The following is a 24897-nucleotide window of genomic DNA, read 5'->3' as shown; positions in this document are numbered from 1 at the left end:
TAGGCTTACTTTTTTACGAATTTTTAAGTTCTTCGGCTACTTTTTCAAGCTCCATATACCAGTCTTCTCCAAAGCGTCGAATGAGCGCTTCTTTAACAAATTTATACACTGGAACTTCTAATTCTTTTCCTAAAGAACAGGCATCATCACAAATATCCCATCGGTCATAATTAACCGCAGCAAATTCTGTGAAGTCTTTTACTCGAATTGGATACAAATGACACGAAACAGGTTTTTTCCAGTCAACAACTCCTTGGTTGTATGCCTGCTCAATTCCGCAAAGTGCTGTTTTACCATCAAAAATAACATACGCACAATCTTTATTATCTATAAGAGGAGTTTCAAGATCGCCATCGGTTCCTGTTACCCAGGTTCCCTGAGCTTCGATTGCTTCAATTCCTTCTTTTCGTAAAAAGGGTTTTACTTTCGGATAAATTTCTTCTAAGATTTTCGTTTCAGCCTCATTTAAAGGCGCGCCCGCATCTCCATCAACACAACAAGCCCCTTTGCAAGCAGACAAGTTGCACACAAATTCTTTTTCCAGAATGTCTTCTGAAATAATCGTTTTACCTAACTGAAACATGATTTTAAAATACTGTAATTTATAAAGTGCAAAGATAGTCAAAGAAAGCAGATATTCATTGTCAAAAATTTAACCTCAAAGTTCACATGGATTTACGCAGTGTTCGCAAAAATTATTTTTGCAAGACTTACAATAGCCATTAAAACTTACGAACCTTGCGAAATAACTTTGCGTGCTTTGCGGTTAAACCTATGATAACTTTTTACTAAATGCAAAAGAAAACAACAAATGTTACAAATATCACTTTTTTAACCAGTAAAACATGTTTTTATAACAAAAATACAATCTGTCGAAAAAACACCTAACTTTATTAACTACTTTTGCAGCAGTTTTTTAAACCCTAAAAATCAAAGCGATATGTTAGAAATCGATTTTAAAGAAATCATTACTGTTAGTATGGTACTTTTTGCCGTAATTGATATTGTAGGTTCTATTCCGATTATTGTAAATTTAAGAGCAAAAGTTGGACATATCGAATCTGAAAAAGCATCTATCGTTGCTGGCGCCATTATGATTGTTTTTCTTTTTGTTGGAGAAGGATTATTGAATTTAATTGGTATCGATGTTCACTCGTTTGCCGTTGCCGGATCGTTTGTATTATTCTTTCTTGCTCTGGAAATGATTTTAGGAATAAGAATTTACCGCGACGAAGAACCAGGCTCTGCTTCTATCGTTCCATTGGCATTTCCACTTATTGCCGGAGCCGGAACCATGACTACTTTATTATCATTGCGTTCGCAATTTCACACCATTAATATAATCATTGCAATTGTACTGAATATTATTCTGGTTTATGTGGTTTTGAAGTCTTCTAAAAAGATAGAAGATTTGTTGGGTGAAAATGGACTTGGAGTAGTTCGTAAGACGTTTGGAGTGATACTTTTAGCAATTGCTGTTAAATTATTCGCTGCTAATGTTAAAGGTTTGTTTGTCTAAGATTTATTTTTATACTTTTACCCAATAAAATTTCTAAAACACAACTTTAAGGCTAGCAACCACAAAGTTTAACTTGAGTATTTTAGACCAACAACAACCAATATGAAAATCTTTACTTCAATTTTAGTGCTTTTAGCATTGGCTCTAATTGTTTTTAATATAACGCTATTAGACTTTAAAAATCCTTTTCAGGGTGATAGTATGGTCGCGTTTATTGGAATCGCAGCTTCTTTTTGCGCCGTATTGATTCTTCTGATTTTTAGAATTTCTAAAAGAATCGAAGAAAAAACAAATGGCAGATAATATATGTTTGATGTTTTAATTATCGGCGGCGGAGTATCAGGAATGTCCTGCGCTCTTGTTCTGGGATCAGCAAAAAACAAATCGTTTGTTACCGACAAAAAAATCGGAATATTTACACATCAAAAAAATTCTTCTTTACAAGAAGCGATCTTTTATAACGCTTACGGAATCGTTCCAGGCAAATTAGGTTCTGAATTGCTTACAGAAAGTACTCAGGATCTTGCAGTGACTTATCCGCATATTGAGCAGATTCCAAATGAAAAAGTAATGCAAATTGAGGGTTCTTATCCTGAATTTACAGTAGTAACCAACAAAAACTCGTATAAAACAAAAAATATCGTGGTTGGAATTGGTTCTGCTAATACTTTTGACATCCAAGGCTTGATGCAGTTTGTTGAACCGCATAAAAAAGCTCTTCCTGAAAAACAGCGTATTCAGCTGAAAAACGAAGACCACAAGGTTGCCGACGGTATTTATGTGATTGGAACTTTGGCAGGCTGGAGAAGCCAGTTAGCAATTGCTGCCGGCAGCGGTGCTGCTGTTGCAACAGACATTCTTACTTTATGGAATAATGGCGTGCAAACTCACGCTCACGATAGTATTCGATAATTTTCTTCTTTTTGAGCCATTAAGCATTACGCTTTTGCTTTAAATACTTTTGTCGAAGCAACTTTAAGAATTAACAATAAAAAAACCATTAAAAGATTAAAAAATAAGCTGTAAAGCTTAATACACTTAATCTTAATGGTTTATTTTTATTTATGTTTAATTATTTAACCGAAACGATTTCAGTTACTTTTAGATGATTTTCATCTTCGGTTTTCCAGCCTTCTCCTTTTAAGGAAACTTGATTGCCAATTTTCAATTGTTTGTAGTTTTGAGGTCCGCCTACATTTACAATACTGATGGTAGCAAAATAAACTTCTTTTTTATCAGTAATGATTTTTGCCGTGTAGCCGTCTTTTCCACCTTCAATTGATTCGACTTTTCCTGAAATTGAAATTGCATTATTGTTTTTCACACCTGAGCAAGAGATAATAAAGGTCATTAAAATGACAAGTAAACTGATTCTTTTTAGATTTTTCATAGGACAAATTTTAACCGAAATTCAATAATAATTCTACTATTGAAAAGATTGCTTTATATTTTAAGTTATGTTATTTCTGCGGTCAAAATTTATGCCAGTTGCGTACAACTTCCAGCAATTATCTTTAAGTTTTCATTAAATTGTTTCCAAACCCGAATGTATCTAAAAACGCCCTTAATAGGATTTTGATCGTAAGTTCCTTTTAATGAAATCGTAACAGCAACAACTGCCGAATCATCAATTACATTAATAACTTGGTCAAAAGCTTCTAAGCTGTCAATTTTCATTTTTCCAGAACGGTAGGACTGCAGATCAAATTCTTTAGTAATCGTTTGCCCATCGGGCATATTAAAGAGTAAATCTTGATGCAACATTTTATCCAGAACCTCAACATCAGCCGTTTTAATAGCTGTTAAAAGTTCGATTTCAGCGGTTACAATTGCAGCTTTTTCCATTAAACTAAAGATTAAAGTTATTTTTTCGGATTCAAAATGGTTTTAATCATGGCATCATCTTTTAAAATAACATCATAATAATAATTTTCACCAAACAACTGTCGGGCAAATTCTGCCGTAATATATCGATTTACCAGAGATTTTGTTTTGTCCAGTTTTAAATCTAAACCCGTTAAAGCAATATAAGTTTTGAATTTTTTAAAGTACGAATCCGAATTCTTCATTTTATCCAGAAACTCATTAAATTTGAGTCCTGCAAAAGCATTTCGGTCTTTGTCTAATTCTTCAAAAACAAAATGACCTACGATTCCAGTCTGCAGAAGATAGGCTACATTTTCATTTCCATGTTCGGCCTCCATTGGCACAAAAACATCCGGAACGATTCCGCCACCGCCGTAAACGATTTTTCCTTTTGGTGTTTTAAATTTTAAAGAATCCGCTACTTTTATGCTGTCTTTTGCATACAATTCGCCAGTTGTAATTCTTGATTCTGATTCTTTAAAATATTCTTCATTCCCTTTTTTATACGGTTTCTGAATCGAACGTCCGGTTGGCGTGTAATATCTTGCTACGGTTAAACGAACAGCTGATCCGTCGTTAAAATCCATTTCGCGCTGTACAAGTCCTTTTCCAAAAGAACGACGCCCAACAATAGTTCCGCGGTCGTTATCCTGAATAGCTCCAGCCAAAATTTCACTTGCAGAAGCACTGTTTTCATTAATTAAAACATATACTTTTCCAGTTTCAAAACTTCCAGCTTTTGTAGCAAATGTTTTTTCGGTAGTTCCGTTTTTACTTTTGGTGAAAACGATGAGCTGTTTGTCTTTTAAGAATTCATCAGCAATTGCAATCGCTTCTTCCATATAACCTCCGCCATTATCGCGAAGATCGATCACAAGCGACTGAATTCCTTTTTGTTTTAGTTTCGTTAAGCCGGTTTTAAATTCATTAAAAGTAGTTTCGGCAAAACGATTGATTTTTATATATCCAACATTATTTCCAATCAATAAAGAAGCATCGACGCTTTTTATTGGAATAACATCTCTTTTGATTTTAAATTTTAATTTCTTCTGTTCCGATTTTCTAAAAACCGTCAGTTCGATCTCAGAACCTTTTAATCCTTTTAATTTAGAGAATAAACTATCTGAAGGTAATTTTCTACCGTATAATTTGGTTTTTCCAGCAAATAAAATTCGGTCTCCAGATTTCAGTCCCGCTTTCGCAGAAGGCCCGTTTTCGACTGGTTTTATGATGGCAACCGAATCTTTGTACATGTAGAAATTAATTCCAATTCCAACAAAATCACCTTTCATGCTTTCGGCAACTTCTGCTTGTTCGCTTGGAGGAATATAAACGGAATGCGGATCGAGTTTTGAAAGGATATTATCAACGGTAAGATTCACGATCGAATCAGTGTTGATGCTGTCAACATATTCTGTATTGATAAAATCAATCAGTTTATTCAGTTTGGTTTTAGAGTAATTTTTAGCCAAAAACTGATCGTTAGCAGGAGCGTTCATTAAACTTCCAGCTATGGTTCCAAGAGCAAAAGTCGCTCCTATTACAATTGGCAGATATTTAGAATTAAATTTCATTTATTCTTCTAAAACAGGAATATGTTCTACTTCGACACCTGCTTTTAATAAAAACTGAATCCCAGAATCATCACGGTAACCAGTGTGATACACTACACGTTTAATTCCTGATTGATGGATTAATTTACTGCATTCTTTACAAGGCGAAAGTGTAATATATAAAGTAGCTCCTTCACAAGATTGTGTTGATCTGGCTACTTTTAATATTGCATTTGCTTCGGCATGCAGAACGTCCCAGCGTGTTAATCCGTTTTCGTCTTCGCAGCAATTTTCAAATCCAGATGGTGTGCCATTGTATCCGTCAGAAATAATCATTCTGTCCTTTACAATTATGGCTCCAACTTGTTTTCGTTTACAATACGATAACAGACTCCATTCTGTGGCAATTCGCAGATAAGCCTTATCGTATTTATTTAGTTTTTTTACTTCCATTTAAATTTATCTGTTCCAAATCGGACTATCAATGATCATTGGAATTACTACTCCAATAATGAAAGCCGACATTACTAGTGCCCAGTCACGTTTTGAAAAACGGAAAACGGTCTGCACTATATATGATATAACTAAAACGACAAAAACAACTACAAGCTGTGCCGCTTCTATTCCTAAAGCAAACTCTCCTAAAGGTAATAATTTTGATGTAGCAGATCCTCCTAAGATTGTTTTGAAATAATTAGAGAACCCCAAACCATGAATAATACCAAAGAATAAAGTTATAAAAAATACCAGATTTATACTATCATTTTTTGAGGTCTTTCCTGCTGTAAATAAATGATATAAAGCGGTAATTAAAATTGTAATCGGAATTAAGAATTCTACTATATTCACTTTTATGGCAATTATTCCAAAAACAGAAAGTATTAAAGCCAATGTGTGCCCGATTGTAAACACAGATACCAGTAGCAAAATACGTTTCCAATCCTTAAAAGTATAAGGCACTGTTAGGGCAATTAAAAAAAGAACATGGTCGTAGGCATTGATATCTAAAACATGTTTTAATCCTATTTGAAAATAAATCCAAAATTGTGACATAGGTATTCGAAAATTAAATAATTAGGGGTTGTAAACTTACGATTAATTTTCAAACTTAAGGATTTACCTTGTCAAATCGTACAATAAAAATAAGTTAAATTTTATGAGAAATTTAAAATCGATAATTTAAAAATAGGACTATATTTGTTCTATAAAAACTTATTTAATTATGCCATTTTCAGAATTATTTGATAACGAATTCAAACAAAGAAACAGAGGTCATTTCTCTGCAATTGTGCGTGTAGCTTTTGCTGACGGTAAAATCAACCAACAGGAACAAGAGTTTTTGGATAAAATTGCGTCGACATTGCAAATTTCAGACGAGGAATACAAAGAGATTCTTGCTGACCCTTGGAAACACCCAATAAACCCACCTTATTTATACACTCAGCGTTTAGAGCGTTTATATGATTTAGCAAGAATGGTACACGTTGACCATCATTTAGGAGATCTTCAGGAAGTTATGCTAAGACGTATGGGATTAGCTTTAGGATTTACTCCAGGAAACGTAAACCACATTGTAGCAAAAGCACTTTCTCTAGTTGACAAAAAGGTAGATCTAGATACTTTCCTTTTTGAAATGGAGAATATGAACAAATAATAGCGTTTAGTTTTCGGTCGCAGTTTATAACTTATACCGAATTTTTAAAACTTACATTAAATTATAAACCCGACAGACTTTAAAATCTGTCGGGTTTTTATTTTGTAGTTCCGATTATGACAACTGAATTTATTTTGCCTGTGAAATATTTATATTATCATAATAATTGCCTTCCTGCAGGGTAATAATAAGATTTCTGTCCTGATTGGTCGTGTTTTTATTTATATTAATTATGATAGTCGTTCCTTCTTTTCTTTCAATCTGAAACTCGTTATACTTTAAAATAAAACTCTGCTGAGCTGCTATTTCGCTGTTAAAACCGAATTTTTCATCATTCAGTCTTATATCACCTATCTTCCACCATTTTGATTGAGAAGTTATTGTAACTGAATTTGCTTCTGAACTGAAACTTATTTTTTTATTAGAAAGTTTAATAGGATCAGAACCGCCGCCTATAACACCGCCGCCATTATTTTCATCACTACTGCAGGAAATTATAAAAAAGGAAAGCGCACTAAACAAGGTAAATAGTAATCTGGTTTTCATAATACTTTATTTTTTTGAATAATAAATATGTGGTTATCTTAATAAAGATGAGTAAGTACAAAAATGGTTGCGTATGCTTTTAGTATTTTTCAGTTTACAGTCGCCGTTTTTTAGTTTACAGTATTTTGCTTAATCAGTATCAAATAAGAATGTTTTTATTATTCCGTAGGAATATCTCATCGGTATAAAAAATTATTGTTTTGCGTTTGTGTCCTGTAAGGGTATTTGTTTTTATAGAAGAATATATCTGCATCATCATCAAACCTTCCTACGGAACGTATAACTGTACTCCAAATCTAATTCTACCCATGAAACATTCCTATGGAATGTATATCTCCTAAATAAAATGGATTAATACATATAAATATTAAACCCGACAATTTTAAAATTGCCGGGTTTGTTTTTTAAATATAATCAATTTTCAAATGATTTAAGGATGTTTTTATATTCCTCAACCTTTGGATTTTTTGTATCGTTGCTTAAACGATGTAATAGAAAAATCGTGTATTCTTTTGGCTGACGTTTCAAAGAATCTATTAATTTTTCTTCATAACCTTTATGATAAAATTTTTCTAAAAAACTTCCAAAAGGTCCAGGTCCTCCATAATCGATTTCTGGGCTTCTCTCAATTAAACGAAATATTGGTTCTACAAAATCAAAAGCTTCTTTCGAATCTTCTATTTCTTCAATAAGATCATATGCTGGATCCTGAAATGCATATTTATCGTCTTGTTCAACAGCATCATTTATCCATCCTTCTAATTTTTCAATAAAATTCTCAACAGTCATAAAACAAATTTTTATCATTAATACAAAAATAAGAATAATATTACTTTTTAATACTTAATTGAAACAAAAAAATCCTAACAAGTCTAAAACCTGTTAGGATTATCTGTGACTAAAAAACTGAGACTAAAAGCTATTCAGCCATAAACTCTTCAGCTTTTTCTACCATACTTTTGCTTCCGCAGAAAAACGGAACTCTTTGGTGTAGTTCGGTTGGTTGGATTTCCATAATTCGTCCGAAACCATCTGTTGCTTTTCCTCCAGCCTGCTCAGCAATAAAAGCCATTGGATTGCATTCGTATAATAAACGTAATTTTCCTTTTGGTGCTTTTGAACTTGTAGGATAAATATAGATTCCGCCTTTAATCATGTTTCGGTGAAAATCGGCTACGAGACTTCCTATATATCTAGAAGTATAAGGTCGGTCTTCTTCTTCGCGCTGGCAGTATTTAATGTAATTTTTTACGCCCTGCGGAAAATGAACATAATTTCCTTCGTTTACAGAATAGATATTCCCATTTTCTGGAAACTTCATATTCGGATGCGAAAGGTAAAATGTACCAATGGCAGGATTCAAAGTAAATCCGTTTACACCATAACCCGTTGTGTACACCAACATTGTTGATGTTCCGTAAATTACATATCCGGCTGCCACTTGATTTACGCCCGGCTGTAAAAAATCTTCAATAGTTACCGGAGTTCCTATTGGAGTTATTCTTCTAAAAACAGAAAAAATAGTTCCCACAGAAACATTGACATCAATATTAGATGACCCGTCGAGCGGATCCATTAAGATCACGTACTTGTTATTATGACAGTTGTCGCTCCCCTGAACTGTAATAAAATCGTCGTTTTCTTCAGAAGCAATACCACAGACAATCTCACGGTTTATTAACGTCTGGATAAATACTTCATTGGCATAGACATCTAATTTTTGCTGATCTTCTCCCTGGATATTTTGTTCGCCTGCAGCGCCAATAATATCCACCAATCCGGCTTTGTTTACTTTATAGTTTACGACCTTGGCCGCTAAACGTATAGAGTTGATAATTCGGGAAAGCTCTCCCGACGAATATTGAAATGCTTTTTGGTTCTCAATAATAAACTCTCCCAGTGTTTTATTGCGTTCTTCCATTACTATATCGTTGTAGTTTTAATTTTAAGTCACAAATATCGTGTATTTTGTGAGAATGATTTAAAAATTATTTCGTTAGTTTGCTACTATTGTATATTTGCTAATTATCAGCAAAAAGCATCAAATAAAACTTAGCTTTTTTAGCTAATAAGTAATTAATAATAGGAATTTATGAATATTAGAAAGGGAAATCCTGAAGACATGAAATCGGTGTTGGAGCTAATTCAGGAGTTGGCAATATTCGAAAAAGAACCCGAGGCGGTTGTCATTACAGAAGAAGATCTGGTACGTGATGGATTTGGCGAAAAACCGTTATTTCATGTTTTTGTAGCAGAGATTGAAAACGAAGAAAAACAAAAAGAGATTGTTGGAATTGCGTTGTATTATTACCGCTATTCTACTTGGAAAGGAAAAACAATCCACCTTGAAGATCTAATTGTAAAAGAAAAAATGCGCGGAACAGGTTTGGGTTCTGCTCTTTATTCTGAAATTATGAAACAAGGAAAAAGAGATAATGTACGAAGAGTAGAATGGAATGTTTTGGCTTGGAATACACCGGCAGTAAATTTTTATAAGAATTCTGGCGCTAGAATTCTTGAAGATTGGCAAGTGGTACAAATGGATGAAGCAGGCGTTAATGCATTTTTAGAAAAACTATAAAAAATTGTTCGCCACGAATTCACGAAATTTTTATTCGCAAAGATTTAAAAAGATAATTCGTGAATTCGTGGCGGAAAAATAAAATCTATAAATTAAAAAATGAGAGTATTTAAATTTGGAGGAGCATCTGTAAAAGATGCAGATGGAATTAAAAACGTTTACGACGTTTTACAAACAGTAGGTTACGAAGATGTGATTCTGGTAGTTTCGGCTATGGGAAAAACAACAAATGCTCTTGAAGTCGTTATCAAGAATTATTTTGATAAATCACCTGAGTTAAATTCTTCTGTACAAGAAATTAAAAAATATCACAATCAAATCTTATTGGATTTATTTGAAGACGAAAGCAATCCCGTTTTCGCAGCTGTAGATACGCAGTTTGCCGAACTTGAATATTTTCTTGCTCACAATAAATCTCCAAACTACAACTTTGTTTACGACCAAGTGGTAAGTTTTGGTGAATTGATTTCTACTAATATCTTAAGTCACTATATGAATTTTAGAGGAATTCAGACACAATGGCTGGATGTTCGTAATTTCATTAAAACAAATGCGAATTACAGAGATGCAGAAGTAGACTGGGAAACGACTCAGGAAAACATCAGCAAAAATGTACCTAGAAAAATGCTGAATATTACGCAAGGATTTTTAGGTGCTGATGAAAACAATTTCACCACTACTTTAGGACGTGAAGGTTCTGATTATACTGCCGGAATTTTTGCATACTGCTTAAATGCCGAAAGCGTAACGATCTGGAAAGATGTTCCTGGAGTTATGAATGCTGACCCGCGTTATTTTGAAAATGCAAGTTTGTTAAATCAAATTTCATATCGTGAAGCAATCGAATTGGCATTTTACGGAGCAACGGTTATTCACCCAAAAACGTTACAGCCTTTACAGAAAAAAGAAATTCCTTTGTATGTAAAATCATTCGTGAATCCGCTTTTAAAAGGAACTTGCGTTTCTAAAGGGGTTGATTTAGAACCACAATACCCATGTTTTATTGTAAAAAGAGAACAGCTTTTAATCTCGCTTTCCTCTATTGACTTCTCTTTTATTATGGAAGAAAACATCAGCGAGATTTTTGGATTATTCCACGAGTTTAAAATAAAAGTAAACTTGATTCAGAATTCGGCGATTAGTTTCTCTGTTTGTGTGGAAGATAAATTTGGAAATTTCCCAGAATTGAATGCGATTCTTTCCAAAAAATTCAAAGTAGAATACAGCCAGAATGTAACTTTATACACTATTCGTCACTTTACCGAAGAAGCCGCGCAAATTGTGGAAACCAACAAAGAGGTTTTACTAAAACAAGTAAGCCGTGAAACGATGCAGATTGTTACTAAGGAATTAAATTAATTTATAAGCAGGTAATTATTTCAATTCACATTATAGAAGACTTCACCCAAAAAGTGAAGTCTTTTTTTTAAACTGATATTCAAAAACAATAATTTTATCTCGCTCTATTATTCTCAGATTGTTCAATTTCAGATTTTTTATAAGTCGTCTTTTGGGAATTACCGAAGTTGTAAGTGGCTGTCAATTTAAAATAATTACTCGTGTAGGTTCTGTGGTAATAGATCTGTGTTTGGCCAACATTATAATCTCCAGAAACCATAAATTTATGAAAGATATCATTTGCCGAAAAATTGAGCTTTAACGCATCCTTTAAAAAGTTTCTTTCAATTCCTACTGTTACAGTCGAACGACTGTTATCACTTCCCAATCCGTAACTGCGATTTCCTAAATACCAAGCCAGCAATTGAAGTTTAAAATATTTCGGAATGGTAAAAGTATTATTCGAATACAAATAAATTTGAGGTTTTACCGGACTAAAAGCATATTCATAAAAGTTGTCAATTGATTTTGTTAAGTTCACGCTTATGGTATTGGTTGAAGTCCACCATTTGAGATTAAAAGATCTAGAAAGCGAACTAAAAAAAGTATGTCCCTTTTCGATGTTTAAAGCTCTTAAGATATAACTATTTGGCGTGTCGCCACGAAGTGCAGCCGCAGCAATAGGATCAATTTTATACGTATAGCCTATTTTAAAATCGAACTTTTTGTACATCGTGCCAAATTCAAAAGAATGTGTTTTTTCTGGAAGCAAATTTGGATTTCCTTCTATTGTGGTAAACGGATCCTGATAAATAACATACGGATTTAATGCCTGATATCTCGGTCTTGTTATTCGGGCCGCGTATGAAAAATGTCCTTTCCAATCTTCAGAAAAATCGAAATTTAAAAGTAAGTTCGGAAAAAAGTTACTGTAGCCTTTCTCAAATTTCTGGATTCCGTTTGCATCTGTAAACAAATTATAGCTCGTTTTTTCGGCTCTTCCGCCAACAGAAAAATTGACTTTATTGCTTAATGCTCCGCCAAAATTTAAATAAGCAGCAGCGATTTCTTCATTGTATTCAAAATCACTCGAAAGTTCATCATCGAGTTCGAAATCTGTATTCATATCATCAGCAATTAAAAAATCCGTTCCCGATTTTATGGTGGCGTGGCTAAACTTCGCTCCTATTTCGATTTTCGTTTTTTCATTTATCGTTTTCATATAATCGCTCTGCACTGCAATTATATTGATTCTGCTGCCTACATTATTCTTTAAATATCGTTGATCTGTTTCTTCATCAACCAAACTGTTTTCTTCAATTAAATCACCTATTGTCTGATTGTAATTCGAATATTGTGAACCAATAAACAGTGTTGAACCTTTTTGATCTGTTTTTAAATTATAATTTAAGTTGATAAATTGATTGAGCAAAACATCATTTCGGTCAACATCAGTTGCATAAAAACTGCGTCCAGAATAGTTATCGAGTGTATTCCGACTTTCGACAACTCCGCCTAAATCACTAATATTTCCGCTGTAGGCAAGCGAAAGATAATTATCGGCAGAAAAACTATATTGAAGACCGAATCCGAAATTCGAATAATTATTGAATCTTCTTTTCCAATCAGTTGTCAATTCAGATTTCATATAATCATCAGGATTGGATCGTGTTCTTGTGGTGTACAAAAGTTCGCGGTTTCTGCCCAACTGTAAACTGTAATTGGCAATAAAAGAGAATTTCCCTTTCGAATAATTAAAATCAAGAAAAGTGTTGGTGCTGGCTCCTCCAAATTTAGAAACCGCTGCATGCTGGCTCGCACTCCCCATTATGCCGCTTTCAATACTTTGTTTGGTAACAATATTAATTACAGCTTTACCTTCGGCATCATATTTTGATGATGGATTTGAAATGACTTCAATTTTTGCAATCTGCGAAACCGGAATAGCAGCAAATCGTTCGTAATTAATCAATACGCCATTTAAGTAAATAATAGCTTCCCCTTTCCCGAGAACGCTGATTTGTCCTTCGGAAACTACTACATTTGGAACTCTTCCTAATAATTCATCAACCGAACTGCTCGTGGCGAGAACCGTTCCTTTTACAGTAACATCAATATTTCCGTTAGCACCGTATTTCAACAGCGATGGCTGGCTTGTAACTACGACTTCATTCAATTGATTGTTGTTTTCTTTTACGATAATAGTTCCTAAATCTACATTTTCACTTCCGTTATAATTAACTCGTAAAAAACGGTCTGCGAATTCAGCCGAAGTTAGTTTTACTAAAACCTCTTTTTGATTGATGTCGGATATTTGAAAACTTCCATCTAAAAAATCTTGCTGTTTGATGATTGTTGAATCTTGAACTATGATGACAGACGCAGTTCCCATCATCAATTCGTTAGTTGAATTGACGACTTTCCCTGAAATTTTTTGAATGGATTGTGCTTTTCCTACTGCAGTATTAAAAAGGAAAACATACAGGTAAACGAAAACTAGAATTAAAAACCTCATAAATTTTGCGATTAAGATTTGACTTTTTTGTTGAACAAAAGTCAGCTGTAAATCGCGATATGAGGTAATCGAAAGGGAAATCAGGAGTACGGATTTATAAATCGATACTGTTTTTAGGTTTGTAAAGCCTGAATTTGGTAATTTAAAGGTGTCGTGCCAGTATGTTTTTTAAATGCCGCAAAAAATGTTGATTTTGAATTAAAACCTACATCATAACCTATAGATTCTAAAGTCAATTTTTCGTTTGAAAGCATAATTTCGCAGGCTTCGTTTATTCGAAATTCATTTACAAAAGTGGTAAAATTCTTTCCGATATTGTTGTTCAGAAACTGCGACAATTGATGCGTCGAAATCCCAAGTTCTTTTGCCGTATCGTTTAAACTCAAATTCGGATTTTTAAATAATGACTTTTCGAGCATTAATTTTTCCAATTTTTGAGATAAGACGAAAGCTTCTTCTTGGTTCAGTTTTTTCTCTTTGATGTTGAACACAAATAAATCATCGGTTCGTTTTCTATGCATCAAAACCAAAATAATCAAATACAAAATAAACGTAAATGCAATTGCGCCAGTTATGCATGAAACAAAAGGCACTCTTGAAAATCCTAGAAAATAGGATAGAAATAATAACGCATTTCCAAGAAATATAGTTCCAAACCATTTTTCTGCTGGAACAGCGTTAGCATAATCTGAGATTATTTTTTGAAGAAGCATTCTATTTTCAAAACCTGATAAAAGACTATACGAAAACCACTGAAAGAAAATCAGGGCAACCAAATAGTTATTCCATAAAATGGGATAGTTTTGATACGGAAACCAAAATCCAGCCAGCATAATGATGACCAGCCAAACTGCTATATGCAGTTTCCATTGCAACGGAATTTTTACAATAGAATGAATTCCTGATTGCAAAACAAAATATAAAAACGGACCGATTAGCAGACACGCTGAAAGTCCAATCTGCAAATACGTTTTAGGCAGATCATTATTAAAATAAACAAAAACCGTAACCGTTATTCTGATGCTTAAAGCCAGTAACATGGCGCCGAGAAAGTAATTACTCAAATATTTTTTCTGGGTTAAAAAGAAAAAATACAGACTTAAAACAAATCCGTTGAAAGCGCCCAAAGCACCAAAGAAGAACAATATTTCTTTACCAATACTCATTTAGGTTTGTAAAGCTTGCAGCTGATAATTAAGCGGAGTCGTTCCGGTATGTTTTTTAAACGCAGCAAAGAATGTTGATTTCGAATTAAAACCCACATCATAACCAACCGATTCCAAAGTTAGTTTATCATTTGAAGTAATAATTCGGCAGGCTTCATTTATTCTAAACTCATTTACAAAACTGGTAAAATTCTTTCCGAGATTGTTGTTCAGAAACTGTGAAAGCTGGTGACTTGAAATATTAATTTCCTGCGATAAATCCTGAAGCGATAAATTGGGATTTTTATATAATGATTTTTCAGTCATTATGTTTTCCAGTTTTTCAGATAAAATCAAAGCTTCTTCTGATTCTATTTTTTTACCTGAGATTTTTGGTCCATTCAGCAGAAACAAATCGTCGGTCTTTTTTCTATATAAAAGAATTGAAATAATTAGATACAGAATAAATGAAAAAACGACTGCACCGCTTATATAAGTTGCTGCCGAAGCGCCCATGATCGAAAGGAAGTAAAAAAGGAACAATAAAAAATTCCCCAGAAAAAGCATTCCAAACCACATTTCGGCGGGAGTTGTTTTTTCTTTACTGCTGAATATTTTTCTCAGAACGTTTTCAATAAGCAATGTTGAAAAAGCGATGTAAACAAACCATTGAAAATAAATGACTTTTATAAAATACTGTCTCCACAAATCGGGGTAATCTTCATACGGAAATGCAATTCCAAACGCTACAATTAGAACTGCCCAGAAAACCAATATCAGTTTCCATGATTTTGGCATTACATTGACTTCTTCAACTGCCGATTTAAGAAAGTAATACAAACAAGGGCCAATAAAAAAGCAGGCCGTAAGTCCTAACTGCAAATACATTTTTGGCAGCTCAGGATGAAAATAAACAAAAACCGATTTTCCAATTCGAATACTTAACGCAAATAATAGTGCGCCTAAAAAGTAATTCGTCAGGTATTTTTTTCTGGTAAAAAAGAAAAAGTAAACGCCCAGAATAATTCCGTTGAAAGCGCCCAAAGCACTAAAAAAGAATAAAAGTTCTTTACCGGTATCCATGGTTTGAATTCGTTTTTGCCTAACAAAGCTATAAAAAAGATTGATTTATGATGAGAATTGTACTTCAAAAAATAAACAATCAGTGCTTTACATTTTTTGCAATGTCTGCAAAAGCACATTAAATTCAGTCATTTACCAGTCAATAAATGCCTGATTATTTCTTGATTATAAATACTACTTTTGAATTTTCGGAGTTAAAATGTTTATGTTTAAAAAATTACTGTTTTTTGCGGTGCTGATTTGGTATTCCGGGCTTAAGGCACAGGATACTGAATCGTTGTACAAAACCAAAAAAGTAATTGCAACACGCGACACGATCCATCTGGAAAATTTCAGCATCAACTCTGATTTCTTCGAACTTTTAAATACCAAAAACCAGCCTATCGATTCGACTTTTTATAAAGTTGATTTTCAAAAAGGAACACTTCTTTTAAACGAAAAATTCACTTCGGTTTCTGATACTTTAGTAATTAATTATCTCAATTATCCTGATTTCCTGACAAAAGAATACAGCCTTTACAAAAACAGCCAGGTTGTGAGCAACGATGTCGGCACTGATAAGTTATACAAAATCGACAACGACAATGGTAAAAAAGTAACTCCGTTTGACGGACTCAACACAACAGGAAGTATTACCAGAGGCGTAACCGTTGGGAACAACCAAAATACCGTTTTAAATTCGAATCTTGATTTACAGATTACAGGAAAAATATCCGACAAAGTCAGTCTGCGGGCGTCACTTCAAGACAATAATATTCCGCTTCAAGATGGGGGTTATTCGCAAAAACTTGATCAGTTTGATAATATATTTATGGAACTTTTCAGCGATGACTGGAACATTCGGGCGGGAGACGTTTTTCTGGAAAATCGGAAAACGCAGTTTTTAAGTTTTAACAAAAAAGTACAAGGAGTTGCCGCAAGTGTCGATTTTGATACCGAAAAAAGCAAAACCAATGTTTTTGCTTCGGTTTCATTTGTAAAAGGACAATATGCCAAAAGCACTTTTACGGGACAGGAAGGAAATCAAGGGCCTTATAAATTAAAAGGGCAAAACGGCGAATTGTATGTTTTGGTAATTTCGGGTTCAGAACGCGTGTATGTAAATGGTACATTATTGAAACGAGGCGAAAACAACGATTATGTTATTGATTACAATGCAGGAGAAATTGTGTTTACCTCACTTTTCCCCATTAACTCTGAAATGAGAATTAATGTTGAATACCAATATTCGGAAAGAAATTATAATCGATTGGTTACATATGCCGGAGCAACGCACGAAAATAAAAGCTGGAGTTTTGGCGGTTATATTTATTCTGAAAATGATTTAAAAAACCAGCCTTTACAACAGAATCTTTCAACAGAACAAGTTCAGATTTTAAGTCAAGCTGGGGATGATCCTAATTTAATGAAAGCAACTTCAGCATACGAAGACACGTATTCTGAAAATAAGATTTTATACAAAAAAACAATTGTAAACGGAATTGAGATATATGAATATTCGAATAATTCTGAAGATGTTTTGTACAATGTAAAATTTAGTCTTGTTGGAAATAATCTCGGAAATTATGTCGTTCAAAATAGTACGGCTGTCGAAAAAATCTACGAATACGTTTCGCCTGCAAACGGAATTCCGCAAGGTAATTACGAACCAACCGTTCAGCTTGTGGCGCCCATGAAAATTCAAGTGGCAACATTTCTTGGAAAATACAATCCTGATGAAAAAACACTTGTTGATTTTGAAATTGCGGTGAGCAATAATGATAAAAACCTTTTTTCTGGAATTGATGATTCTGATAACGAAGGAGTGGCTTTTAAAACCAATATCAAAAAACGTCTTTTCAGCAGAAACTGGACTTTAGACGGTTTTGCCAATTATCAGTTTGTACAAAAAGATTTTAGATCAGTCGAACGTTTGTATAATATTGAGTTTAACCGTGATTGGAATTTAAATACGACTTTTTTAGGAAACCAAAGTCTGCTTGTAACAGGTCTTAATTTTGATTTATTTGCGAAGAAAGAAACTTCGAATATTGGATTGTTTACGTATCAGTTTGAAAAACTAGATTTTAGCGAAAGTTATTCGGGAGGACGACACACGGCATCGGCTTTATTCAAATTAAAAAAGTGGACGATTGAAAATCAAGGCAGTTTCCTCAATTCTGATGCTACCACTTCTACTTCAAAATTTATACGAAACCAAGCCCGAGCTAAATATCATTTTGGGAAAAATTGGATTGGAGGAAGTTTTCAAATCGAAGACAATCAGGAAAAAGATAAAACAACAAATCAATTTTCGGCTTTAAGCCAACGATTTTCAGAATATGGTGTTTTTGTGGGACGAGGCGACAGCACGAAAGTTTTTGTGGAGTTAGGTTTTTTACAGCGAAAAAATGACAGTTTGCAAAACGGACTTTTACAGCACGTAAACAATTCGCAGACCTATTATGTAAAGTCAAAACTGATTCAGAACAAAACAACTGATTTAGCGGTTTATGCGAGTTATCGAAATTTGAATTTTACAGATCCTGTCCGAAAAAATGAACCTTCTTTAAATTCCAGAATTTTATATAATGACCGTTTCTTCAATCAGTTTATGCAGATTGGAACGGTTTACGAAACCAGTTCTGGAACTATTGCGCAGCAGGAATTTACGTATTTGGAAGTTCCTGCCGGACAAGGTGTATATGCTTGGAACGATTACAACGGAAACGGGATTCAGGAATTGGAAGAATTTGAAATTGCCGCTTTTCCCGATCAGGCAAAATTCGTGAGGATCTTTTTACCGAACAGGATTTATATTAAAACCAATCAGAATAAATTTTCGCAATCGGTTATTTTAAATCTGCTGCAATGGCAGAATGAAAAAGGTTTGAAAAAGATGTTGTCGTATTTCTACAATCAGACGTCTTTTATTATGGATCGGAAAATACGAAGCGAAGGCGATCGTTTAGAACTGAATCCGTTTTATTCTTCAGAAGAAAATATTCTGGGATTAAATTCAAGTTTCAGAAATAGTTTGTTTTACAACCGCGGCAAACAAAAACATTCGGTTACGTATTCGTACCTTATTAATAATGGTAAAAGTTTGCTTTCGATTGGATCGCAGCATTTAAAAAATAATTCGCATCAATTGCAGTACACGCATTTGTATCAAAAAAGCTGGCTGTTTAATTTCTTTACCAAAACGATTAAAACCAATTTAATCTCCGCCGATTTTACCGAGAAGAATTATGATTTAAAAGGATATCAGCTGGCGCCGAAAATTAGTTATTTATTTTCGAAAAATACGAGTCTGGACTTCTTTTACGAATTTCAGAATAAGGAAAATCAAATTGGGAACTTAGAAACTCTGATTCAAAATAGACTTGGGACTTCGTTTTCGTTTTCTGGAGAAAGTAAAATAACTTTAAATGGGGAATTTTCTTTTTATGAAAATAAGTTTAACGGAAATGAATTTTCATCTGTTGGTTTTCAAATGCTTGAAGGTCTTCAGGCGGGACAAAATTTGGTTTGGAAACTGCTTCTGCAAAAGAATATTACGCAATTTTTGGATGTAAATTTAAACTACCAAGGACGAAAAAGTGAGACTGGATCGACGATACATACAGGTAACGTACAGCTTCGTGCTTATTTTTAGTGGCAAATGAAAAAGATACGAAAAAATTTCTTACTTTTAGTAAGAAATTTAAACTATAACCACCATGAAAAAATTATTATTACTTTGCTTTATAGTAGTTTTATCTACTAATTTCTACGCTCAGGAAACTACTGCAAAAGACGCTAAAGCGAAATCTGAAGCTTCTGCAAAAAAGGCAAAAGCTAAAGCCGATAAAGCCACGGCAGATGCAAAAAAAGAAGCTGACAAATCTAAAAAAGCAGCCAAAGAGGCAACTGATGCATCGGCGAAAGCCACAAAAGCAAAAAGCGATGCCGCCAAAGCGAAAAAAGATGCAAAAGCTGAAAGCACAAAAGCTGAAGTAAAAAAAACCGAAGCTAAAGCAGACGCAGCAAGCAAAGCCGCTAAGAAAGATGCCACTGCTACTAAAAAAGCAGCGACAAAAACGTTAAAAGAAACAAACGAAAAGGCTCCGAAAACACCAGACAAAGTTACAGGAGAGTACAACGGTAAAAAAGTATATACTGGTCCAAAAGGCGGTAAATATTACATTAACAAAAACGGAAATAAAACCTATATTCAGGACTAATAGAACTGCGTACAGAACTTAAAAAGGAACTATATATGTAGTTCCTTTTTTTGTTTGGAGGAGTTTTAAGGTCAAAATCTACTTAACATATAAGTAACTTTATTGTCTGGTTAAGAACTTTTTTGCCATCTTTTTAACGAAAAATCACGTCTCAGCGCGTCTGTAGAGTTAATAATTTAGTAATATCTGCGAAATAGCATCAGAAGCTTATTTTTTTATCTTCGTTTTTTAAAAAGCGTTAAAAATTATGAGCATTGACTATTCTGCTAATAAAACTATTTTAGTTGCTCCCTTAAATTGGGGACTAGGGCATGCCACGAGATGTATTCCTATAATCAAGGCGCTTCAAGAAAACAATTTTATTCCTATTATTGCTTCTGATGGTGTGGCGCTGGCTTTATTACGAAAGGAATTTCCTTATATTCAGACTTTAGAACTGCCTTCTTATCATATTGAATATGCCAAGAATGGTAAAAACTTTAAATGGAAGCTTATTAAAAATCTTCCGAAAATGATTACTGCCATTTTAGACGAGAAAAAAATGGTGAATTCATGGATTAGAAAACATGGTATTGACGGAATAATTTCTGACAATCGGCTTGGGGTTTTCAGTAAAAGAGTTCCTTCTGTATTTATGACGCATCAATTGAATGTGATGACTGGAAATACTACTTGGTTTACCAGTAAATGTCACCAACAGGTTATCAAAAAATATACAGAGTGCTGGGTTCCCGATACAGATGGAGAAGTAAATCTTACGGGTAATTTAGGACATCTTGAAACCAAAGAACTGAATCTAAAATATATTGGTCCTTTGAGCAGAATGAAGAAAAAGGAAACACCTATTGTTTACGATTTAATGATTATACTTTCTGGTCCAGAACCACAGCGTACTTTTCTAGATGAAAAACTGCATAAAGAAGCCGCTAAGTTTGATGGAAAGGTCGTTTTTGTACAAGGAATTGTAGAAAAAACGCAGGAGAAATGGCAGGCAGGAAATGTTACATATTACAATTTCATGAATTCTAAACAACTGGAGCAGACTTTTAACGAAAGTGAATTTGTTCTTTGCCGTTCGGGTTATACAACCGTTATGGATTTAGCTAAATTGGGTAAAAAAGCCTTTTTTATTCCAACTCCAGGACAATACGAACAGGAATATCTGGCGGTAAAACTTCAAGAAGAAAATCTTGTACCTTATGCAATGCAAGACGACTTTACGATTGATGATTTATCAAAGGTAAAGTCGTTTAAAGGATTGGCCCAATTTGAAAATAATATTGATTGGGAATCGTTATTTTCTGTTTTTGAAGATAAAGTCTAGAAATTAAACTGCGCTTGCAATCGCAATACATTTCCTTGTTGTCTGTTGACTGGAAGCGCACTGTCTACAAAAGTTCTGTCGGCTACCACATATTCTGCGGTAAGTTCAAAGGCTTTAAGCGGCTGCCATTCTACACCAAATTCGTAATCTCTTACTACGTAACTTCTGGCGTCTTTTTCATATTTCTTTCCTCCGTCATAATATTGAAATTTGGCAAAAGGATAAATAACTTGTTTTTTAATATTCCATTTATAGTTCAGCAAAACATAACCACCGTTTAAGTCGGTTTCATCAATTGTTTTGGTTAAAGTATTGTAACGAGGCCCTTTCCCTATGTTGTATTCAGTCTGGATTCCGAAAGGTCTTGGATACAAAACAAATGTTGCTCCTACTCGCTGATCTTTTACATATTGCGGATCGTTAACGGTAACTCCTGAAGAAACTTCTCCGGTAAACGCCCATTTTCCGGTATATGCCTGAATTCCTGGTTCGATAATCTGACTGCCGATTACAAAAGGATAGGTTACTCGGGTCACTACATTTAGATCACGGTTTCCGTCAAGTTTATTCGCAATTTGCCCGTTGTAAACTCCAAAAGCAAAAACTCCAAAATCGCCAGAACCTTTGTATCCGTCTTTTACCAGCATGGCGAAACGTTCTCTGATTTCGGCTGGAGCCCAGTAAAAGAAAACTCCTAAATCACGCTCGTTTAAGATTGAACTATTGATCGCATCAGAACGGTCTAATGTTAAACGTTGTGAACTTGACTGCATGTTTTCGAATCCGTACGGGATTTTACTTTGCCCGATACGAACTCGGTATTCTTTTTTCTTATCAAAAGAAAGATCAAAATACAAGTCACGAATCTGTACAAAGTTTTGAACTCCTGCACTTGGCGAACTCGCAAAATCCGGCTGAAAATAGAAAAGTACATTTGGGTGTACTTGTCCAGAAAATACTAAACGGGCACGACGAATAAAAAGTCCGTTGTTGGATTTTGCATCTGGAGCTGTAGAAGTTGTTCCCCAAGATCTATCACATTGTTCGCAGGAAACTTTATCATTTGTAGAAAGCAAACCATTGTATCGAATTTGAGCATAACCTCTAAGAGAGATTCTGTCATACCAATGTTCTTCAACTCCTCCTCCAGATTTTGTTTCTGGCAGTTTTGCTTTGTTTATAGAATCTAAAATACGCATTACTTCGTTTTTTACATCCTGTTTGTTTAATTCCTGAGCATTCGAAACCCAAGTAAACAGTAATAGAACTGCTAATATTTTTCTTTTTATCATTATTTCTTTAAATCCCTTAATTTCAGGATGCAAAGATGTATCACCTATGTTAAGAAATCATTAACCAGATGTTATTATAATAAAAATTTAATGTTATCGCCGAAATCCGTATGTTGATTTATTGTTAAAACCTTCGTTTTACGGCTTTTACAAAAACCGAGGTTACGATTTTTTAACCTCAGGTTTTTGTGCTTTATATGCTTTTTCAAGTGTAAAAGAAAACTCAGAACCAATTCCGAATTCACTTTCTACATATACTTTTTCTTTGTGTGCTTCAATAATGTGTTTTACAATTGCCAGACCTAAACCAGAACCTCCTTCAGAACGAGTTCCGCTTTTATCTACTCTATAAAAACGTTCAAAAAGTCTTGGGATATTTTGTTTTTCAACCCCTTCTCCTGTATCACTAACACGAATTAGGACTTTTTTCTTGGTTAAGTTTACAATACCAACTTCGGTCAATCCTCCTTCTTTTCCGTATTTAATAGAATTCACAATTAGATTTTCTAAAACCTGCTGAATTCTATCCTGATCACCACGCACAATAACCGATTGTACATTTTTGCTTTCAAACGAGAGTTTGATTTTCTTTTTATCGGCTTTCATTTCCAATAATTCAAAAACATTCTGAATCAATTCAACGATATCAAAATCAGTCATCACCAAATCTAAATCACCAGATTCAAGTTTGGTAATCATGTCCAAATCTTCTACGATATAAATTAAACGTTCTACTCCTTTTTCGGCACGTTTTAAATATTTTTTTCGGATGTGTTTGTCATCCATAGCACCGTCAAGCAATGTTGAAACATACCCTTGAACCGTAAATAATGGTGTTTTTAATTCGTGCGAAACGTTGCCTAAAAACTCTCTTCGGTACTGTTCACGAATTTCGAGCATTTCGATTTCAAGTTTTTTATCGGTTGCGAATTTTTTAACTTCTCTTGAAAGTGTTTCCATGTCGGTATTAATCGGCTGATTAATAAGAGTGGTTGATTCTAAAAGAGAAACCTCATCATAAATTTTCTTGACACGTCGGTAAATAAATCGTTCTACACGATATTGTAAAACTAGAAAAGAGAATATGTAAATGATGATTATGAAAACTATTCCAAATGCTATTTGATGTTTTAATTGATTCTTGTAAAAAAGGGACATTAATATAAGCACAAATCCTGTGGCGAACAGACTTATATACAGTGCTGATTTAATAGCAAATTTGTATGTTTTTTTAAAATTGATTTTCATTGAAATTGTTTAAAAGAAAAAAATCATTAAAAGATTATTTTCACCATATAAGTGATATAAGCTTATTTAAAAGTAAAACTTTAATTGGATAAATCACATACGAACTAAAAAAAGCAAATCTTTGTCAAAGTTAAAAACTTTGACAAAGACAACTTTGATAAGGAAATATGTATACTATAAATTAAATGAACTTATATCACTTATATGGTTCAAATTTATAGTGGGTACTAAACTTCAAATTTGTAACCAACCCCTTTAATGGTTTTGAAAAGGTCTTCGCCAATTTTCTCACGTAGTTTTCTAATGTGAACATCGATTGTTCTTCCTCCAACTACTACTTCATTGCCCCAGACTTTGTCTAAAATTTCATCTCTTTTAAAAACTTTACCTGGTTTTGAAGCTAATAAATAAAACAGTTCGAATTCTTTTCTTGGTAAAGCAATTTCTACGTTGCCTTTTATGATCTTATATTCTTCGCGGTTAATCTCGATTCCGCCCACATTTATAGTATCTGAAACTATTTCTTGTTCTTTTAACCTTCTTAACAGAGCCTTTACTTTAGACACTAATAATTTTGGCTTTATAGGCTTTGTAATATAATCATCGGCACCGGCGTCAAAACCAGCTACTTGCGAATAATCCTCACTTCTTGCCGTTAGGAATGTTATGATAACATTATTTAATTCTGGAATTTTTCTAATATGCTCGCATGCTTCCATTCCGTCCATTTCTGCCATCATTACATCCATGATAATTAATTCAGGCAATTCTTTCTGAGCTTTTGCTATAGCATCTTTTCCATTAGAAGCTGTAACAATCTGGTAGCCTTCCTGAGCAAGGTTATAGCCAACGATTTCTAAGATATCTGGTTCGTCGTCAACTAATAAAATCTTAGTTTGTGTTTTTTTCATAAATAGCAAAAATTGAGATTTTTTACATCAAATATTGTAATTATTTATCCGATGTTTTGTATTTCACAGGGTAAATATACTAACAAATAAACCTTTAAAAATTGGTGTTAACGGTAA

General features: G+C 33.8%; 24 protein-coding genes. 9 read left to right on the top strand and 15 right to left on the bottom strand.

Annotation, left to right across the window (positions count from 1 at the left end; genetic code table 11):
* Positions 1 to 13 precede the first annotated feature (13 nt).
* Entirely contained in the window at positions 14 to 583 is a 570-nt protein-coding gene (locus P2W75_RS07510) for a DUF3109 family protein (protein WP_207294549.1), read from the bottom strand.
* 357 nt (positions 584 to 940) lie between these two features.
* Between P2W75_RS07510 and P2W75_RS07505 the strand changes: the two genes are divergently transcribed.
* The 3 genes from P2W75_RS07505 (at position 941) to P2W75_RS07495 (ending at position 2431) form a co-directional block, all read left to right on the top strand.
* Complete coding sequence (locus P2W75_RS07505; protein ID WP_207294548.1) at positions 941 to 1519, top strand: MarC family protein; 579 nt, start codon at positions 941 to 943, stop codon at positions 1517 to 1519.
* Between the two features lie 102 nt (positions 1520 to 1621).
* Positions 1622 to 1822: a hypothetical protein gene (locus P2W75_RS07500; protein WP_026728410.1), complete on the top strand. Its 201-nt coding sequence runs from the start codon at positions 1622 to 1624 to the stop codon at positions 1820 to 1822.
* A 3-nt stretch (positions 1823 to 1825) separates the two neighbouring features.
* A complete protein-coding gene (locus P2W75_RS07495; RefSeq protein ID WP_276379855.1) occupies positions 1826 to 2431 on the top strand; it encodes an FAD-dependent oxidoreductase in 606 nt (201 codons plus the stop codon).
* Positions 2432 to 2591: 160 nt separating this feature from the next.
* Here the strand turns inward: P2W75_RS07495 and P2W75_RS07490 are convergent, their stop codons facing one another.
* The 5 genes from P2W75_RS07490 to P2W75_RS07470 all read right to left on the bottom strand — a co-directional run bounded on the left by P2W75_RS07490 (position 2592) and on the right by P2W75_RS07470 (position 5991).
* A complete protein-coding gene (locus P2W75_RS07490) occupies positions 2592 to 2909 on the bottom strand; it encodes a hypothetical protein (RefSeq protein ID WP_276379854.1) in 318 nt (105 codons plus the stop codon).
* 89 nt (positions 2910 to 2998) lie between these two features.
* Positions 2999 to 3364, bottom strand: a complete 366-nt coding sequence (locus P2W75_RS07485; RefSeq protein WP_276379853.1) for a nuclear transport factor 2 family protein — start codon at positions 3362 to 3364, stop codon at positions 2999 to 3001.
* 17 nt (positions 3365 to 3381) lie between these two features.
* A complete protein-coding gene (locus P2W75_RS07480) occupies positions 3382 to 4959 on the bottom strand; it encodes a S41 family peptidase (protein WP_276379852.1) in 1578 nt (525 codons plus the stop codon).
* Positions 4960 to 5391 (bottom strand): dCMP deaminase family protein, encoded by a 432-nt coding sequence (locus tag P2W75_RS07475; protein ID WP_207294543.1) that lies wholly within the window; start codon positions 5389 to 5391, stop codon positions 4960 to 4962.
* A gap of 6 nt (positions 5392 to 5397) precedes the next feature.
* On the bottom strand, positions 5398 to 5991 hold the full coding sequence (locus tag P2W75_RS07470; RefSeq protein WP_207294542.1) for a HupE/UreJ family protein: 594 nt from the start codon (positions 5989 to 5991) through the stop codon (positions 5398 to 5400).
* 169 nt (positions 5992 to 6160) lie between these two features.
* On the opposite strand from P2W75_RS07470, the gene P2W75_RS07465 reads away from it, so the two are divergent.
* Positions 6161 to 6592, top strand: a complete 432-nt coding sequence (locus tag P2W75_RS07465) for a TerB family tellurite resistance protein (protein ID WP_276379851.1) — start codon at positions 6161 to 6163, stop codon at positions 6590 to 6592.
* Positions 6593 to 6721: 129 nt separating this feature from the next.
* On the opposite strand, the gene P2W75_RS07460 is transcribed toward P2W75_RS07465, so the two are convergent.
* The 3 genes from P2W75_RS07460 to fbp all read right to left on the bottom strand — a co-directional run bounded on the left by P2W75_RS07460 (position 6722) and on the right by fbp (position 9059).
* Entirely contained in the window at positions 6722 to 7138 is a 417-nt protein-coding gene (locus P2W75_RS07460; RefSeq protein WP_276379850.1) for a hypothetical protein, read from the bottom strand.
* A 414-nt stretch (positions 7139 to 7552) separates the two neighbouring features.
* On the bottom strand, positions 7553 to 7927 hold the full coding sequence (locus tag P2W75_RS07455; RefSeq protein ID WP_276379849.1) for a hypothetical protein: 375 nt from the start codon (positions 7925 to 7927) through the stop codon (positions 7553 to 7555).
* A 130-nt stretch (positions 7928 to 8057) separates the two neighbouring features.
* Positions 8058 to 9059 (bottom strand): class 1 fructose-bisphosphatase, encoded by a 1002-nt coding sequence (fbp, locus tag P2W75_RS07450; RefSeq protein WP_276379848.1) that lies wholly within the window; start codon positions 9057 to 9059, stop codon positions 8058 to 8060.
* Positions 9060 to 9230: 171 nt separating this feature from the next.
* Between fbp and P2W75_RS07445 the strand changes: the two genes are divergently transcribed.
* Together P2W75_RS07445 and P2W75_RS07440 are read left to right on the top strand one after the other, a co-directional pair.
* Positions 9231 to 9719 (top strand): GNAT family N-acetyltransferase, encoded by a 489-nt coding sequence (locus P2W75_RS07445; RefSeq protein ID WP_207294538.1) that lies wholly within the window; start codon positions 9231 to 9233, stop codon positions 9717 to 9719.
* A 99-nt stretch (positions 9720 to 9818) separates the two neighbouring features.
* Entirely contained in the window at positions 9819 to 11078 is a 1260-nt protein-coding gene (locus tag P2W75_RS07440; protein ID WP_207294537.1) for an aspartate kinase, read from the top strand.
* Positions 11079 to 11172: 94 nt separating this feature from the next.
* On the opposite strand, the gene P2W75_RS07435 is transcribed toward P2W75_RS07440, so the two are convergent.
* From P2W75_RS07435 to P2W75_RS07425, 3 genes are all read right to left on the bottom strand, one after another.
* Entirely contained in the window at positions 11173 to 13572 is a 2400-nt protein-coding gene (locus P2W75_RS07435; RefSeq protein ID WP_276379847.1) for a TonB-dependent receptor domain-containing protein, read from the bottom strand.
* Between the two features lie 113 nt (positions 13573 to 13685).
* Positions 13686 to 14738, bottom strand: a complete 1053-nt coding sequence (locus tag P2W75_RS07430; protein ID WP_207294535.1) for an AraC family transcriptional regulator — start codon at positions 14736 to 14738, stop codon at positions 13686 to 13688.
* Positions 14739 to 15800 carry an AraC family transcriptional regulator gene (locus P2W75_RS07425; protein ID WP_276379846.1) on the bottom strand — a complete coding sequence of 354 codons (1062 nt, stop codon included), beginning with the start codon at positions 15798 to 15800 and terminating at the stop codon, positions 14739 to 14741.
* A gap of 205 nt (positions 15801 to 16005) precedes the next feature.
* Here P2W75_RS07425 and P2W75_RS07420 point away from each other — a divergent pair, with 205 nt between their 5' ends.
* The 3 genes from P2W75_RS07420 to P2W75_RS07410 all read left to right on the top strand — a co-directional run bounded on the left by P2W75_RS07420 (position 16006) and on the right by P2W75_RS07410 (position 21329).
* Entirely contained in the window at positions 16006 to 19437 is a 3432-nt protein-coding gene (locus P2W75_RS07420; RefSeq protein WP_276379845.1) for a hypothetical protein, read from the top strand.
* Positions 19438 to 19501: 64 nt separating this feature from the next.
* On the top strand, positions 19502 to 20005 hold the full coding sequence (locus P2W75_RS07415; protein WP_207294532.1) for a hypothetical protein: 504 nt from the start codon (positions 19502 to 19504) through the stop codon (positions 20003 to 20005).
* A 247-nt stretch (positions 20006 to 20252) separates the two neighbouring features.
* Positions 20253 to 21329 (top strand): glycosyltransferase, encoded by a 1077-nt coding sequence (locus tag P2W75_RS07410; protein ID WP_276379844.1) that lies wholly within the window; start codon positions 20253 to 20255, stop codon positions 21327 to 21329.
* On the opposite strand, the gene P2W75_RS07405 is transcribed toward P2W75_RS07410, so the two are convergent.
* From P2W75_RS07405 to P2W75_RS07395, 3 genes are all read right to left on the bottom strand, one after another.
* Positions 21326 to 22621 (bottom strand): porin, encoded by a 1296-nt coding sequence (locus P2W75_RS07405; RefSeq protein WP_276379843.1) that lies wholly within the window; start codon positions 22619 to 22621, stop codon positions 21326 to 21328. The genes P2W75_RS07410 and P2W75_RS07405 overlap by 4 nt on opposite strands.
* Positions 22622 to 22783: 162 nt before the next feature.
* A complete protein-coding gene (locus P2W75_RS07400) occupies positions 22784 to 23869 on the bottom strand; it encodes a cell wall metabolism sensor histidine kinase WalK (RefSeq protein ID WP_207294529.1) in 1086 nt (361 codons plus the stop codon).
* Between the two features lie 227 nt (positions 23870 to 24096).
* A complete protein-coding gene (locus tag P2W75_RS07395) occupies positions 24097 to 24780 on the bottom strand; it encodes a response regulator transcription factor (RefSeq protein ID WP_207294528.1) in 684 nt (227 codons plus the stop codon).
* Between the last annotated feature and the right edge of the window lie 117 nt (positions 24781 to 24897).

This window comes from Flavobacterium sp. H4147 (genome assembly GCF_029360735.1).
Classification (GTDB): domain Bacteria; phylum Bacteroidota; class Bacteroidia; order Flavobacteriales; family Flavobacteriaceae; genus Flavobacterium; species Flavobacterium endoglycinae.
Note: the sequence above shows the minus strand (reverse complement) of the source record. Positions and strands in the feature narration are given on the sequence as shown.

Coding starts and splice junctions, on each gene's coding strand:
- fbp (WP_276379848.1), bottom strand. CDS start 9,059: ATGGAAGAACGCAATAAAACACTGGGAGAGTTTATTATTGAGAACCAA.
- P2W75_RS07405 (WP_276379843.1), bottom strand. CDS start 22,621: ATGATAAAAAGAAAAATATTAGCAGTTCTATTACTGTTTACTTGGGTT.
- P2W75_RS07480 (WP_276379852.1), bottom strand. CDS start 4,959: ATGAAATTTAATTCTAAATATCTGCCAATTGTAATAGGAGCGACTTTT.
- P2W75_RS07510 (WP_207294549.1), bottom strand. CDS start 583: ATGTTTCAGTTAGGTAAAACGATTATTTCAGAAGACATTCTGGAAAAA.
- P2W75_RS07485 (WP_276379853.1), bottom strand. CDS start 3,364: ATGGAAAAAGCTGCAATTGTAACCGCTGAAATCGAACTTTTAACAGCT.
- P2W75_RS07505 (WP_207294548.1), top strand. CDS start 941: ATGTTAGAAATCGATTTTAAAGAAATCATTACTGTTAGTATGGTACTT.
- P2W75_RS07475 (WP_207294543.1), bottom strand. CDS start 5,391: ATGGAAGTAAAAAAACTAAATAAATACGATAAGGCTTATCTGCGAATT.
- P2W75_RS07495 (WP_276379855.1), top strand. CDS start 1,826: ATGTTTGATGTTTTAATTATCGGCGGCGGAGTATCAGGAATGTCCTGC.
- P2W75_RS07500 (WP_026728410.1), top strand. CDS start 1,622: ATGAAAATCTTTACTTCAATTTTAGTGCTTTTAGCATTGGCTCTAATT.
- P2W75_RS07440 (WP_207294537.1), top strand. CDS start 9,819: ATGAGAGTATTTAAATTTGGAGGAGCATCTGTAAAAGATGCAGATGGA.
- P2W75_RS07425 (WP_276379846.1), bottom strand. CDS start 15,800: ATGGATACCGGTAAAGAACTTTTATTCTTTTTTAGTGCTTTGGGCGCT.
- P2W75_RS07445 (WP_207294538.1), top strand. CDS start 9,231: ATGAATATTAGAAAGGGAAATCCTGAAGACATGAAATCGGTGTTGGAG.
- P2W75_RS07455 (WP_276379849.1), bottom strand. CDS start 7,927: ATGACTGTTGAGAATTTTATTGAAAAATTAGAAGGATGGATAAATGAT.
- P2W75_RS07420 (WP_276379845.1), top strand. CDS start 16,006: ATGTTTAAAAAATTACTGTTTTTTGCGGTGCTGATTTGGTATTCCGGG.
- P2W75_RS07415 (WP_207294532.1), top strand. CDS start 19,502: ATGAAAAAATTATTATTACTTTGCTTTATAGTAGTTTTATCTACTAAT.
- P2W75_RS07410 (WP_276379844.1), top strand. CDS start 20,253: ATGAGCATTGACTATTCTGCTAATAAAACTATTTTAGTTGCTCCCTTA.
- P2W75_RS07395 (WP_207294528.1), bottom strand. CDS start 24,780: ATGAAAAAAACACAAACTAAGATTTTATTAGTTGACGACGAACCAGAT.
- P2W75_RS07435 (WP_276379847.1), bottom strand. CDS start 13,572: ATGAGGTTTTTAATTCTAGTTTTCGTTTACCTGTATGTTTTCCTTTTT.
- P2W75_RS07470 (WP_207294542.1), bottom strand. CDS start 5,991: ATGTCACAATTTTGGATTTATTTTCAAATAGGATTAAAACATGTTTTA.
- P2W75_RS07465 (WP_276379851.1), top strand. CDS start 6,161: ATGCCATTTTCAGAATTATTTGATAACGAATTCAAACAAAGAAACAGA.
- P2W75_RS07490 (WP_276379854.1), bottom strand. CDS start 2,909: ATGAAAAATCTAAAAAGAATCAGTTTACTTGTCATTTTAATGACCTTT.
- P2W75_RS07400 (WP_207294529.1), bottom strand. CDS start 23,869: ATGAAAATCAATTTTAAAAAAACATACAAATTTGCTATTAAATCAGCA.
- P2W75_RS07460 (WP_276379850.1), bottom strand. CDS start 7,138: ATGAAAACCAGATTACTATTTACCTTGTTTAGTGCGCTTTCCTTTTTT.
- P2W75_RS07430 (WP_207294535.1), bottom strand. CDS start 14,738: ATGAGTATTGGTAAAGAAATATTGTTCTTCTTTGGTGCTTTGGGCGCT.